Source organism: Limnohabitans sp. TEGF005, assembly GCF_055394835.1.
The window spans coordinates 2961731-2974431 of the sequence record NZ_AP029226.1; the positions used below are offsets into that span (position 1 = coordinate 2961731).

General features: G+C 60.3%; 11 protein-coding genes. 7 read left to right on the plus strand and 4 right to left on the minus strand.

Features of this window, described 5'->3' with window-relative positions; genetic code table 11:
- Positions 1-16: 16 nt before the first annotated feature.
- A complete protein-coding gene (locus ACZ5RG_RS14665) occupies positions 17-799 on the minus strand; it encodes a transporter substrate-binding domain-containing protein (protein WP_464447444.1) in 783 nt (260 codons plus the stop codon).
- A 208-nt stretch (positions 800-1007) separates the two neighbouring features.
- Entirely contained in the window at positions 1008-2006 is a 999-nt protein-coding gene (gene gap / locus ACZ5RG_RS14670; RefSeq protein WP_464447445.1) for a type I glyceraldehyde-3-phosphate dehydrogenase, read from the minus strand.
- 227 nt (positions 2007-2233) lie between these two features.
- Here gap (ACZ5RG_RS14670) and ACZ5RG_RS14675 point away from each other — a divergent pair, with 227 nt between their 5' ends.
- Both ACZ5RG_RS14675 and ACZ5RG_RS14680 read left to right on the plus strand, forming a co-directional pair.
- The gene (locus tag ACZ5RG_RS14675) at positions 2234-3517 is read left to right on the plus strand and encodes a hypothetical protein (RefSeq protein WP_464447446.1); all 1284 of its coding nucleotides are present in this window, start codon (positions 2234-2236) and stop codon (positions 3515-3517) included.
- Positions 3518-3633: 116 nt separating this feature from the next.
- A complete protein-coding gene (locus ACZ5RG_RS14680; protein WP_464447447.1) occupies positions 3634-5235 on the plus strand; it encodes a GMC family oxidoreductase in 1602 nt (533 codons plus the stop codon).
- Between the two features lie 126 nt (positions 5236-5361).
- Here the strand turns inward: ACZ5RG_RS14680 and gap (ACZ5RG_RS14685) are convergent, their stop codons facing one another.
- Both gap (ACZ5RG_RS14685) and tkt read right to left on the minus strand, forming a co-directional pair.
- Positions 5362-6369, minus strand: a complete 1008-nt coding sequence (gene gap, locus ACZ5RG_RS14685) for a type I glyceraldehyde-3-phosphate dehydrogenase (RefSeq protein ID WP_019429914.1) — start codon at positions 6367-6369, stop codon at positions 5362-5364.
- Positions 6370-6546: 177 nt separating this feature from the next.
- Entirely contained in the window at positions 6547-8577 is a 2031-nt protein-coding gene (gene tkt, locus ACZ5RG_RS14690) for a transketolase (protein WP_464447448.1), read from the minus strand.
- A gap of 217 nt (positions 8578-8794) precedes the next feature.
- Here tkt and ACZ5RG_RS14695 point away from each other — a divergent pair, with 217 nt between their 5' ends.
- The 5 genes from ACZ5RG_RS14695 to ACZ5RG_RS14715 all read left to right on the plus strand — a co-directional run bounded on the left by ACZ5RG_RS14695 (position 8795) and on the right by ACZ5RG_RS14715 (position 12556).
- On the plus strand, positions 8795-9505 hold the full coding sequence (locus tag ACZ5RG_RS14695) for a nucleotidyltransferase family protein (protein ID WP_464448220.1): 711 nt from the start codon (positions 8795-8797) through the stop codon (positions 9503-9505).
- A gap of 368 nt (positions 9506-9873) precedes the next feature.
- Positions 9874-10170, plus strand: coding sequence for a type II toxin-antitoxin system RelE/ParE family toxin (locus tag ACZ5RG_RS14700; RefSeq protein ID WP_464447449.1), 297 nt, complete (start codon positions 9874-9876; stop codon positions 10168-10170).
- Positions 10171-10174: 4 nt separating this feature from the next.
- Entirely contained in the window at positions 10175-10471 is a 297-nt protein-coding gene (locus ACZ5RG_RS14705; protein ID WP_298602682.1) for an addiction module antidote protein, read from the plus strand.
- Positions 10472-10546: 75 nt separating this feature from the next.
- A complete protein-coding gene (locus ACZ5RG_RS14710) occupies positions 10547-11935 on the plus strand; it encodes an aminopeptidase P N-terminal domain-containing protein (RefSeq protein WP_464447450.1) in 1389 nt (462 codons plus the stop codon).
- A 3-nt stretch (positions 11936-11938) separates the two neighbouring features.
- Positions 11939-12556 carry an MOSC domain-containing protein gene (locus ACZ5RG_RS14715; RefSeq protein ID WP_298602676.1) on the plus strand — a complete coding sequence of 206 codons (618 nt, stop codon included), beginning with the start codon at positions 11939-11941 and terminating at the stop codon, positions 12554-12556.
- The last annotated feature ends 145 nt before the right edge of the window (positions 12557-12701 follow it).

Genomic DNA, 12701 nt, shown 5'->3' on the forward strand with positions numbered 1-12701 from the left:
CGCTTGCGCTGCGCGATCACTCGCCCCAGATGTCCACACCGGGGACAAATTCGTCGGCGATTTTTTTCCAAGTGCCGTCAGCACGGATGTCTTTGATGGCTTTGTCCAGCGCTTCTTTCAGGTCTTTGTCACCCTTGCGCATGGCCACGCCCACGCCTTCGCCAAAGTATTTTTTGATGCGCAAAGGCTGGCCGACATAGACATAGTTCTTGCCATCTGGGGTGTCCAAAAAGCCGCCTTGCACTTCCACCACATCGGCCACAGTGCCGTCCAAACGGCCCGCCTTGATGTCGAGATAAACCTGGTCTTGCGCGTCATAGCCCACCACGTTCACGCCTGCTTTGGCCAATTCGCCCTTGGCGTATTTTTCTTGGGTGGAGCCTTTCAGAACACCGATCTTTTTACCAGTCAGGCTGGCGGGGCTGCCATCGGTTTTGATGTCTTTGCGCACCACCACTTTGGACGGGGTGTTGTAGTACTTGCCCGTGAAGGCCACTTGGCGCAAGCGCTCTTCGGTGACCGACATCGACGAGATGATGGTGTCGTACTTTTTGGCCAACAGGCCCGGAATCATCGCGTCCCATTGCTGCTCTACAAACACGCACTTGGCCTTGACTTTGTCGCACAGGGCTTGCGCGATCTTCACATCGAAGCCGGTGGGTTTGCCGTCGGCCGTTTTGTAAGTGAACGGCTTGTAGGTGGGGTCAATGGCGACGCGGATTTCTTTCCAGTCCTTGGCCGATGCGGACAAACTGGCGGCCATGATGATGGAGCCCAACAGCAATGATTTTTTGAACATGGAAAGATCTCCTGGAGTTTGGTGTCAGAGTGCTGGCGGCTGCCAGCGTTCGCTCAAAAGCACTGCGTTTGCGAACTTTGGTGCTGGTCTTGAGCATAGCATCGGCCAAGGCCCACCTGCTTCAGTAGTTGCCCTGTAAAAAAGGACCGTTCCTCTACAGAACGGTCCTTTTTTAGGGGTGTCACCGGCATGGCCGGCGAAGGCCGGTTCAGCGTCCGACCACGCGTGCCATCTCCAGGCACTTGTTCGAGTAACCCCACTCGTTGTCGTACCAGGCCACCACCTTGATGAAGGTGCTGTCCAGTGCAATGCCGGCATCGGCATCGAACACACTGGTGCACACCTCGCCACGGAAATCGGTCGACACCACTTTGTCGGTGGTGTAGCCCAGCACGCCCTTGAGTGCACCTTCGCTTTGGGCTTTCATCTCGGCGCAAATCTCGGCATAGGTGGCCGGGCTATTCAGCTCGGCCGTCAGGTCCACCACCGACACGTCCGAGGTGGGCACGCGAAACGCCATGCCTGTCAGCTTGCCCTTGATCTCAGGAATCACCACGCCCACCGCCTTGGCCGCGCCCGTGCTGCTGGGGATGATGTTTTCCAAAATGCCGCGACCGCCGCGCCAGTCTTTGTTGCTGGGGCTGTCCACGGTTTTTTGCGTGGCGGTGGCCGCGTGCACCGTGGTCATCAGGCCCCGCTTGATGCCCCATTTGTCGTTCAGCACCTTGGTGATGGGGGCCAAGCAGTTGGTGGTGCAGCTGGCGTTGCTGATGATGGCTTGTCCGGCATACGCGCCGTGGTTGACGCCGTACACAAACATCGGGGTGTCGTCTTTGGACGGGGCCGACATCACGACCTTCTTGGTGCCTGCGGCCAGGTGTTTGCCAGCGCTGTCTTTGTCCAAAAACAAGCCCGTAGATTCGATCACCACATCGGCGCCGACCTCGTTCCATTTCAGGTTGGCCGGGTCGCGCTCTTGCGTGAGGCGGATTTTTTTGCCGTTCACGACCAAGGTGTTGCCCTCGACGGCCACGGTGCCCTTGAAGCGGCCATGCACGCTGTCGTACTGCAGCATGTAGGCCAGGTAATCGGGCTCGAGCAGGTCGTTGATGCCGACGATCTCGATGTCGTTGAAGTTTTGCACCGCTGCGCGGAACACCATGCGGCCGATGCGGCCAAATCCGTTGATGCCGATTTTGGTGGTCATGTCTGTCTCACTTTCGTTGGAGGTTTAGGCTGTAGCCCACCCGCAACGGGTGTGCCTGACATGTAACCATCCTATGCGAAATCATGAAACTTTATTACAAAACCTCACTTGCGAGCCGGTTTGTTCTGGTTTTGTAACTCATTTTTTAAGATGGATGCCCGATCAAGTCGGGCATGACGAGGCCCTTCTGTCACACCCGGCTTGACCGGGTGTCTATGATTTGCCCAGTGAACACCGCACACATCAACACCGACAACTTCAACAGCGAATGTTTTTGCATCAGCCTGGACGACCAAGCCTTGGCGCAGACCATGGCGGCAGACATTGGCAACCCGGCTTTGTTTGACTTGGTACGCGACCGCTTGCCTTCGCTTTTTTCGGCACGACCCGTGGTGCTTTCCCAAGCTCAGGTGCAGCGCATGGCCCGGCTGATTTCGGCTTTGGAGTCGGTGGTCGCTTTGCCGGCTTACCGCGAAGAAGTGTTGTCCCGCTCGGACCCGATTGCTCGCCACCCGACGCGTGCCAAAAGCGTGTTTATGGGCTATGACTTTCATGTTCATGGCAACGAACATGGTCAAGGCTTCGGCCTGATCGAGGTGAACACCAATGCGGGCGGGGCGCTGCTCAACGCCTTGCTGGCGCGGGCACAGCGTGCCTGCTGTCCAGAGATCGAGGCCATGGTGCCCACGGCGGCGCAGGTCGATGCGCTGGAGTCTGCTTTCGTGGCCATGTTTCAAAACGAGTGGCGATTGGCTCAGCCTGACCGCCCTTTGCAGACGGTGGCCATTGTCGATGCCTTGCCCGAGCAGCAATACCTGTACCCGGAGTTTTTGCTGTTCCAGAGTTTGTTCAAACGCCACGGTGTGCAGGCGTTCATTGCCGACCCATCGCAACTGGTTTGGCGCGACAAGCGACTTTGCTTTGACGGCACCGCGATCGATCTGGTCTACAACCGTTTGACCGACTTTGCCTTGAGCGAGCCTGCTCATGCCCATCTGCGCGAAGCCTATTTGCAGGACGCCGTGGTGTTGACGCCCCACCCGCAGGCCCACGCTTTGCTGGCCGACAAACGCAACCTGGCCTTGTTCTGCAAGGCAGAGACGTTGACGGCCATGGGTGTACCCGCGGCCACGCAAGCGGTGTTGCTGGACGGCATTCCGCAGACCGTGGTGGTGAGCCCGGACAACGTCGAGCAACTTTGGGCGCAGCGCAAGCACCATTTCTTCAAGCCCTTTGCGGGCTATGGCGGCAAGGCGGCGTACCGGGGCGACAAATTAACCCACCGCGTTTGGGCGGAGATCTTGGCTGGGGGTTACATCGCGCAAGCCTTGGTGGCCCCGGGCGAGCGCACCATCTCGGGTGGTGAATCGGCGCAAGTGCTCAAGTTCGATGTGCGCAATTACGCGTACAACGGGCAGGTGCAATCGCTGGCGGCGCGTTTGTACCAAGGTCAAACCACCAACTTCAGAACACCCGGCGGTGGCTTTGCGCCGGTGTATGTGGGCCTTTGACCGATGCCCATGCCCGTGCAAACCCGGTACGTCAAAGTCAGCAAACCGGGTAAAAAGCCTTTTTGATTTGCGTTGCGGCGATGACCCAAGGGCGTCAGCGTCAGCGAAAGGGAGAGATGAGCATTTTGAATTTTGACTACATCGTGGTGGGTGCAGGTTCGGCCGGTTGTGTGCTGGCTGCCCGTTTGAGCGAAGACCCATCGGTGCAGGTGGCCTTGATCGAGGCCGGGCCGCCCGACACCAGCGCCTTGATCCATTGCCCAGCGGGCATTGCGCTCATGGCCCGCACCGAAATCGTCTCGCAAGGCTTCAACACGGTGCCGCAGCCCGGTTTGTTGGGGCGCACTGGCTACCAGCCGCGTGGTCGAACTTTGGGGGGGTCCAGCTCAACCAATGCAATGGCCTATATCCGGGGTCAACAGGTCGACTACGACACGTGGGTGGACAGGGGTTGCTCTGGCTGGGCATGGGCCGACGTGTTGCCCTATTTCCTCAAGGCCGAGCACAACGAACGCATCCACAACGAATGGCATGGCCAGAACGGCCCTTTGAATGTGGTCGATCTGCAAAGCCCCAATGCGTTTGCCCAACGCTTTGTCGAGGCGGGTGTGCAAGCGGGCTTGGCGCACACCACCGACTTCAATGGCCCCACACAAGAAGGTGTGGGCCTGTACCAAGTCACCCAACGCGCGGGCGAGCGTTTCAGCGCAGCCAAGGCCTACCTCACACCGAATCGCTCGCGTGCCAATTTGCACGTCATGACCGGCGTGACCGTGGACCGGATTGGCTTGGTCGATGGCGTGGCGCGGCAGGTGCACACCTTGCAGGGTGGCCAGTCGCAGACCTTGACCGCGCGGCGCGAAATTATTTTGAGTGCAGGCGCTTTCCAGTCGCCCGCCCTCCTCATGCGTTCGGGCATTGGGCCTGCCGCGCATTTGCAAAGTCTGGGCATTGAGGTGTTGCATCACTTGCCCGGCGTGGGTGAAAACCTGCACGACCACCCCGATGCGGTGTTGGTGGCCGACGCGCCGGGGCAAACCGATTTGATTGGTGTTTCACCCCGAGGCGCCTGGCGCACCCTGCAAGCGTTGTGGGCTTGGCGTCAGCACCGTACTGGGGGGCTGACCACCAATTTTGCAGAGGGTGGTGCGTTTTACAAAAGCCGACCCGACGAGGCGCACCCCGATATTCAGCTGCACTTTGTGGTGGCCAAACTGGTGGACCATGGCCGCCAGCTGACGTTGGGGCATGGCTACTCTTTGCATGTGTGTTTGTTGCAACCGGACAGCCGTGGTCGTGTGCAACTGACTGACCGCAACCCCCATAGCGCACCGCTGATCGACCCTCAGTTTTTGAGCGAACCGCGTGATGTGCAGCGCTTGCGTGATGGCATTCGCCAAGCCCAGCGCATCCTGGCCCAACCCGCGCTGGCCGCTTATGGGCGCGAGTGGGCAGCCTCAGCCAATGCACGCACCGATGAACAACTCGAACACTGGATTCGGAAAAACGCCGACACGGTGTACCACCCGGTGGGCACTTGCCGCATGGGGCAAGACGCGATGGCGGTGGTGGATGCGCAACTGCGCGTGCATGGCGTGCCAGGGCTGCGCGTGGTCGATGCCTCGGTCATGCCGCGCATCGTGAGCGGCAACACCAATGCGCCAACCATCATGATTGCGGAGAAGGCGGCGGATTGGATACGCGCCCGTCGGCCATGAAAAAAGCGCCCGAAGGCGCTTTGAGCGATCCCATGGCAGCGTCAGGGCTCCCCGCGGGGGCGATGTGGCAAAGCGAAGCGCCTCTGAGCCCCTGCGGGGAGCCTTGGCGTTGCCTGCCCGTTCAGTTCACTTCTTCTTAGCCACCACCCGCACCATCTCCAGGCACTGCTTGGCGTAACCCCATTCGTTGTCGTACCAAGCCACGATCTTGACGAAGCTCTTGTCCAGCGCAATGCCTGCAGTCGCATCGAACACGCTGGCGCAGGGCTCGCCACGGAAGTCGGTAGAGACCACTTTCTCGTCGGTGTAGCCCAGCACGCCTTTGAGTGCGCCTTCGCTTTGGGCTTTCATTTCAGCGCAGATTTCGGCGTAGCTGGCATCGCTGCTCAGTTCCACGGTCAGGTCAATGACCGACACGTCAGAGGTCGGCACACGGAAGGCCATGCCGGTGATCTTGCCTTTGATCTCAGGAATCACCACGCCCACGGCTTTGGCCGCGCCCGTGCTGCTGGGGATGATGTTTTCCAAAATGCCGCGACCGCCGCGCCAGTCTTTGCGCGAAGACCCGTCCACCGTCATCTGGCTGGCGGTTGCGGCGTGCACGGTGGTCATCAGGCCGCGCTTGATGCCCCATTTGTCATTCAGCACCTTGACCACGGGGGCCAGGCAGTTGGTGGTGCATGACGCATTCGACACGATGGCCTCGCCTGCATATTTTTTGTGGTTCACGCCATAGACAAACATGGGAATGCTGTCCTTGGACGGGGCCGAGATCACAACCTTTTTGGCACCCGCTGCAATGTGCATCTGGCTGGTGGGCTCGGTCAGGTAGTGGCCGGTGCATTCGAGCACGGTGTGCACACCCATCTCTCCCCAGCGCAGGTTGTGCGCATCGCGCTCGTGCGAGAGTTTGATTTTTTTGCCGTTGACGATCAGGGTGTCTTCGGTGAAGTCCACCGTGCCATCAAAGCGGCCGTGCACGCTGTCGTACTTGAGCATGTAGGCCAGGTAGTCGGCGGGCTTGGGGTCGTTGATGCCGACGATCTGGATGTCGTCATAGCCGTGCTTGAGGGCCGCGCGCAAAGCCAGACGGCCGATGCGGCCGAATCCGTTGATACCCAACTTGATGGTCATGGTGAGAGCCTCAGGAGAAAGTTACGAAACAGTTACGTAACCGGATTTGAAACCAAGACCCTTGCATGGGCCTGATTCCCGGACAAGGCTTCAACGCTCTTGGGCGTTGAAGATGTCCCCGGTCAATGGCAGACAGGCCCCGCAGAGCCCCGAAGGGCGCTGCTGGCGGCGCTAAGGTCAGGCCTTGAGCAGCGCAGCGTGGACGGTATCGGCCACGTTTTCGGCAGTGAAGCCGAAGTGTTTGAACAAAACAGGCGCAGGTGCCGACTCGCCGTAGCTGTCGATACCGACCACGGCAGCGCAGCCGTATTTCCACCAACCATCGGTGGAGCCCATTTCGACCGCCACGCGGGGGATGCCTGCGGGCAGCACGCTTTGCTTGTACTCAGTGTCCTGACGGTCAAACACATTGGTGCTGGGCATCGAGACCACGCGCACACCGATCTTTCGTTCGGCCAGCAGCTTTTGCGCGGCCATGGCCAGTTGCACTTCAGAGCCGGTAGCGATGATGACGCCGTGGGTTTTCTTGATGCCGACGCTTTCAGGCTCAGACAGCACATAGGCGCCACGGCTGATGTCGCCCAGATCGTTCTTGGGCGAATAGGCCAGGTTTTGGCGGCTGAGCAACAGGGCCGATGGGCGGTTGGCGTTTTGCAGGGCCACGGCCCAGGCCACGGTGGTCTCGGCGGTGTCGGCAGGACGCCACACGTCGAGGCCAGGGATCAGGCGCAGGCTGGCGGCGTGCTCGATCGATTGGTGGGTCGGGCCGTCTTCGCCCAGGCCAATCGAGTCGTGCGTGAAGACGTGGATGACGCGCTGCTTCATCAGCGCGGCCATGCGAATGGCGTTGCGCGAATAGTCAGAGAAGGTCAGGAAAGTGCCGCCGTAAGGGATGTAACCGCCGTGCAGGGCTACGCCGTTCATGATGGCGGCCATGCCGAATTCGCGCACGCCGTAGTTGATGTGGCGGCCAATGTGACCGTCTTCGGTCTTGACCACGTCACCGGCCAAGTCCACGCGGAAGGCGGGGGTGCTCTTGGTGTTGGTCAGGTTAGAGCCGGTCAGGTCGGCCGAGCCACCCAGCATTTCGGGCAGGGCGGCAGTGAAGGCTTCCAGCGCCAGTTGGCTGGCCTTGCGGCTGGCCACGGTCTCGCCCTTGGTGTGGGCGGCGACCACGGCGTCAAATGCCACTTGGTTGAAGTTTTTGGGCAAGTCGCCCTTCATGCGGCGCACGAACTCTTTGGCTTGTGCCGGGAAGGCGGCTTTGTACGCTGCAAAAGTGGTGTTCCAGGTGGCTTCGCGGGCCACGCCTGCGGCCTTGGCATCCCAGTCTGCATAGACTTCTTTGGGGATCTTGAAGGGTTCAGCCGTCCAGCCCAGGGCTTCGCGGGTCAACTTGATTTCTTCGGCACCCAAAGGCTCGCCGTGGGCTTTGGAGGTGCCTGCGCGGTTGGGCGAGCCCTTGCCGATGGCGGTCTTGCAGACGATCAAGGTGGGCTTGTCAGCGCTGTGTTTGGCGGTGGCAATTGCGGCCGACACGGCAGCAGCGTCGTGGCCGTCTACGGCGTCGATCACGTTCCAGCCGCAGGCGGCAAAGCGCTGGGGCGTGTTGTCGATGAACCAAGGCGCGACCTTGCCGTCGATCGAGATGCCGTTGTCGTCGTACAGGGCGATCAGTTTGTTGAGCTTCCAGGCACCGGCCAGGGCCACGGCTTCGTGGCTGATGCCCTCCATCAGGCAGCCGTCACCCATGAACACATAAGTGTGGTGGTTGACGATGGCGTGGCCGGGTTGGTTGAACTCGGCGGCCAGCATTTTTTCGGCCAAGGCCATGCCCACGGCGTTGGTGATGCCTTGGCCCAAGGGGCCGGTGGTGGTCTCAACGCCAGGGGTCACGCCCACTTCGGGGTGGCCAGCGGTTTTGCTGTGCAGCGTGCGGAAGTTTTTCAGGTCATCGACCGACAGCTTGTAGCCCGTCAGGTGCAGCACCGAATAAATGAGCATGGAGCCATGGCCGTTGGACAGCACAAAGCGGTCGCGGTTGGCCCAGTGCGGGTTTTTGGGGTTGTGTTGCAGGTGCTCGCCCCACAGTGCCACGGCCATGTCGGCCATGCCCATGGGGGCACCGGGGTGACCCGAGTTGGCTTGTTGAACAGCGTCCATTGCGAGGGCGCGGATGGCGTTTGCCATTTGTTGTTGATTGGCCATGTGGGCAACTCCGGTGATGAATTCGGGAAAACCCGGGATTTTAGCGGTTAAGCACGCCCCCCAGCCGCCGCAAGCACGCCTCTTGCGCCTTGAACAGGAACAACAGGCGTACGGAACATGGCAACATCGGTGCATGAATCCGATCCCCCCAGCCAGCCTTGACGTTGGCCCGACCGCTGAACCTGCTGAATCGACAACCCGCTTGCAAGCTCAGGCCATGGTCTTGGCTGCTGGCCGTGGCGAACGCATGCGCCCGCTCACCGACAGCACCCCCAAGCCCTTGCTGACCGTGCGCGGCCAGCCCCTGATGCAGTGGCCGATGCAGGCCTTGGCCCGTGGGGACTTCAGTCGCCAATTGGTGAACACCGCTTGGCTGGGTGAAAAAATCAGTGCGCAGTTTGGCGCCCAGGTGGACTGGCCCGGTTTGCCGCAGGTGAGCCTCGCCTATTCGAACGAAGGCCAAGACTTTGGCCAAGCGCTTGAAACTGCCGGGGGCATTGTGCGTGCCCTGCCCCAGTTGGCCGAGGTGTTTTGGGTCGTGGCGGGCGATGTGTTTGCGCCCGACTTTGTCTTCACGCAAGCCGCTGTGCAGCGCTTTGCCGCCAGCCCAGCGCTGGCCCATTTGTGGCTGGTGCCCAACCCCACGCACAACCAGGGCGGCGACTTTGGCCTGTCGGCAACAGGCCAGGTGCTCAACCTGCCCAAAGGCGCGGCGGGCTGCGACCACACCTTCAGCACCATCGCACTGTACAAACGCGCCTTTTTTGCCGATTGCGGCCTGCCCGCCGGCAACCCGCAAGGCGTGGCGCTGGCACTGGCCCCCTTGCTGCGGGCGGCAATGGACCGGGGACAAGTGACCGGCGAGGTGTATGCCGGTGACTGGACCGATGTGGGCACACCCGAGCGGCTGGCGCAGTTGAACGCATGACAGATCACCTGACATGTCATGGCGAGTGAAGGATTGGAAATCCAACGGCTGCTTCCCTTGTCCAGCCCCTGCGCGCTGATTGGCAGTAGCGGCGCATTTTTCACCCCGTACATTGGCACGGGTGGAAGCCCTGCCATGAGCCTCTTCTGGGAGATTGGCACCATGGCAGATCCTTTGCCCGTAGTCGTCCGCACGGCGGACTTTATCCGTGAGTTTGAGCGGCTCCCACCACACCGCTTCAGATACAAGGCGTTTCGATTTGTCTCGAATCCGTCTTATCAATGAGGTACCGAAAAGACACTCACCATGAATGGAGACAAGTTTGATTCGGTCATTGACAGAAGTAGCCATGGGGATACACTCTGTTCATGTTGCAAATGCGCAAAACCGATGTTTATGCCGCTTGGATAGATGGTTTACGCGATGTCCAAGGACGCGCCCGTATTTTGGTCAGGGTGGCGAGTTTGGCGATGGGCAATCCTGGTGATGTCAAACCAGTCGGTGATGGGGTGTCGGAGTTACGCATTGATTTTGGCCCCGGATATCGTGTGTACTTCGTTCAGCAAGGGCTGGAAATCGTGATCCTCTTGGCGGGTGGTGACAAATCCAGTCAAGCCATCGACATCAAAACGGCTTTGAAATTGGCAAAAAACCTGAAGGCTTAAAAACATGCAAACCAACACCACACGCTATGACGTTGCGGAGCACCTGCGCACTCCTGAAGAAATGGCAGCTTACCTAGAGGCTTGCATGGACGGTGCGAACGGCGATGCAGCTTTTATTGCCAAAGCTTTGGGTGACATTGCGCGCGCCAAGGGCATGACACAAGTCGCGCGAGATGCTGGGCTCTCGCGTGAAAGCCTGTACAAAGCTTTGTCGGGTGATCGTGCACCTGGCTTTGACACCATTTTGAAAGTCATGGGTGCACTGGGCCTGAAGCTGCATGCCCAAGCGGCTCAAAACTGACATCGCCAGAACCACAGCGCGTTGCGCGCCAAATCTGCAAGCGCAGGAAAACCCCATTTTTTCTAGAATTCACCAATGAATACCCATACCCTCTACGCCGACCGCCGCGCCCGCCTGGCTGCCCAATTGGGCACTGGCGGCATCGCCATCATTCCCACTGCACCCGAGCGCCAGCGCAACCGTGACAGTGACTTTTTGTACCGGCACGACAGCTACTTTTATTACCTGACGGGTTTCACCGAGCCGCACGCCACGCTGGTGATCACGGCCGACGGCGAAACCACGCTGTTTTGCCAGCCCAAAGACATGGAGCGTGAAGTCTGGGACGGCATCCGTTTAGGGCCAGAGGCCGCGCCCGCCGCCTTGGGGCTCAGCCGGGCCTTGTCGTCGGCCGAGCTGGCTGCGCAAATGCCCAAGTTGCTGGAAAACCGCAGCACCGTTTGGTACCCGTTTGCCATCCATGCAGGGTTGGAGGGCCGTGTCGACGGCTGGCTGCAGTCGGTGCGTGCGCGGGTGCGCTATGGCGCTTTGTGCCCCGACCAGCAGCGCGATCTGTGCAGCTTGCTTGACGAGATGCGCTTGGTCAAAGACGCGCACGAGCAGGCCATCATGCGCCGCGCCAGCGCCATCAGCGCTGGTGCCCACATCCGCGCCATGCAGCGCAGCGCCGCCATGTTGCGCGCCGGGCAAGAGGTGCGTGAATACCACCTGGACGCCGAGTTGTTGCACGAGTTCCGTCAGCACGGTTCGCAGTACCCGGCGTATGGCTCCATCGTGGCGGGCGGGGCCAATGCCTGCGTGTTGCATTACCGCGCCGACACGGCCTTGATCCGCGACGGCGATTTGGTCTTGATCGATGCGGGCTGCGAGTTGGATGGGTATGCCAGCGACATCACCCGCACTTTCCCGGCCAACGGCACATTCACCGGGCCGCAACGCGCTTTGTACGATCTGGTGCTGGCTTCGCAAGATGCTGCTGTGGCGGCTACCAAGGCCGGTGCCCGTTTTGTGGACCCGCACGAGGCCACGGTGGCCGTGTTGGCGCAGGGCTTGCTCGATGTGGGCTTGCTGGACAAAAACAAGGTAGGCCTCGCGCAAGACGTGATCGCCAACCGCAGTTACTTTCAGTTTTACATGCACCGCACCGGCCACTGGCTGGGCATGGATGTGCACGATTGCGGCAGCTATGTCGAGCCCTCGCAGGTGGGCCAAATCAGCGAGCGCAAAGACCCGCTCAGCGGCGAGTCCATCAAGGACCGCCCGAGCCGCATCCTGCAGCCTGGCATGGTGCTGACCATTGAGCCGGGCTTGTATGTGCGGCCCGCGCCGGGCGTGCCTGAAAAGTTCCACAACATCGGTATCCGCATCGAAGACGACGCCATCGTCACCCAGACCGGTTGCGAGCTGATCACGCGCGGTGTGCCGGTCAAGGCCGACGAGATTGAAGCCCTGATGAAGGGTTGAGCCATGTCTGAGGCCGTCCATTCGCCTGCACGGGCAGCGCATTTTGGCCGTGTGCTGTCGATCCAGACCGGGCGGGTGCGCCCCTTGATGGTGGGCCAGCGCAAGCTGGTGTCGGCCATCGGCAAAACAGCTGTAGCAGGCCCGGTGGCGCTGGGCCCTTTGGGCTTGATGGGTGACGAGCAGGCCGATTTGTCTGTGCACGGTGGCCTGAGCAAAGCGGTTTATGCCCTGCCGTCAGAACACCTGCCTTGGTGGCAAGCGCAGCGCCAGGCTCGGGGCGTGACGATGTTCGATGAAATCCTAAACCCTGGTTATTTGGGCGAAAACCTCAGCCTGCAAGGCCTGTTCGAACAAGACGTGTTTATCGGCGATGGCTTGAAGTTGGGCGATGTGGTTTTGCGCGTGACGCAACCCCGTGAGCCTTGCGGCAAGTTCAACGCGGTGATGGGCTACGCGCTGGCCGCCAAAGACATGGTGCAAAGCGGGCGCTGCGGCTTTTATCTGGCGGTGGACCAGCCGGGCATTTTGCAAGCGGGTGCTTCTATTGAAGTCATCCCGGGGCCTCGTTCCACCAGCGTGGCCGATGCCCTGCAACACAAAGCCTGGAAGCATTTGCGTTGAGGCGGCGGGCATTTGTGCGCAAAAGTCAAAAGCCAACTCACTTGTTACGCAGATTGACGCGGTCAAAACTCGGTAATCCGGGGTCTACAATGAAACTTACGCCGATCTGTCGCCTAGCGACTTGATAAATTCAACCCTATTCAGA

What these genes read in the sequence shown, in the direction of transcription:
- ACZ5RG_RS14710 (WP_464447450.1), top strand. Translation starts at nt 10,547, where the DNA reads ATGAATACCCATACCCTCTACGCCGACCGCCGCGCCCGCCTGGCTGCC.
- ACZ5RG_RS14700 (WP_464447449.1), top strand. Translation starts at nt 9,874, where the DNA reads ATGTTGCAAATGCGCAAAACCGATGTTTATGCCGCTTGGATAGATGGT.
- tkt (WP_464447448.1), bottom strand. Translation starts at nt 8,577, where the DNA reads ATGGCCAATCAACAACAAATGGCAAACGCCATCCGCGCCCTCGCAATG.
- ACZ5RG_RS14705 (WP_298602682.1), top strand. Translation starts at nt 10,175, where the DNA reads ATGCAAACCAACACCACACGCTATGACGTTGCGGAGCACCTGCGCACT.
- ACZ5RG_RS14715 (WP_298602676.1), top strand. Translation starts at nt 11,939, where the DNA reads ATGTCTGAGGCCGTCCATTCGCCTGCACGGGCAGCGCATTTTGGCCGT.
- gap (WP_019429914.1), bottom strand. Translation starts at nt 6,369, where the DNA reads ATGACCATCAAGTTGGGTATCAACGGATTCGGCCGCATCGGCCGTCTG.
- ACZ5RG_RS14680 (WP_464447447.1), top strand. Translation starts at nt 3,634, where the DNA reads ATGAGCATTTTGAATTTTGACTACATCGTGGTGGGTGCAGGTTCGGCC.
- gap (WP_464447445.1), bottom strand. Translation starts at nt 2,006, where the DNA reads ATGACCACCAAAATCGGCATCAACGGATTTGGCCGCATCGGCCGCATG.
- ACZ5RG_RS14695 (WP_464448220.1), top strand. Translation starts at nt 8,795, where the DNA reads ATGGTCTTGGCTGCTGGCCGTGGCGAACGCATGCGCCCGCTCACCGAC.
- ACZ5RG_RS14665 (WP_464447444.1), bottom strand. Translation starts at nt 799, where the DNA reads ATGTTCAAAAAATCATTGCTGTTGGGCTCCATCATCATGGCCGCCAGT.